The organism is Schumannella sp. 10F1B-5-1, from assembly GCF_006517535.1.
Classification (GTDB): Bacteria; Actinomycetota; Actinomycetes; order Actinomycetales; family Microbacteriaceae; genus Schumannella.
This window is the reverse complement of sequence record NZ_VHQH01000242.1, coordinates 1-261: the sequence shown is the minus strand read 5'-3', so window position 1 is coordinate 261 and position 261 is coordinate 1. Positions and strand designations below refer to the sequence as shown.

At 73.2% G+C, this 261-nt stretch carries 1 pseudogene; it reads right to left on the bottom strand.

The annotated features are described in order from the left end of the window. Nucleotides 1-261, bottom strand: a pseudogene (locus FJ658_RS15560) (diguanylate cyclase); the annotation flags it as partial.

Below are 261 nucleotides of genomic sequence, written 5' to 3'. Positions count from 1 at the left end.
TCGCGCGCCCGCTTGAGCGATCCCGCATCCTCCGCCTCGAGACCCGCGGCGCGCACGAAGCCGATCACGGCATCCTTCGCGCCCTGGTCGTCGCCCGCGACGAGCACCGTGGTCGTCGCGTCGCCGACCGTGCCCGAGGCGAGCGTGGCCGCGAAGTTGGTGTTGAAGGCCTTGACGACGTGCGCGCCGGGCACCTTCTCGGCGATGACCGCGGCGGCGGAGCCGTCGGCGGGCACGACGAGGCCGTCGAAGGTCGAGAAG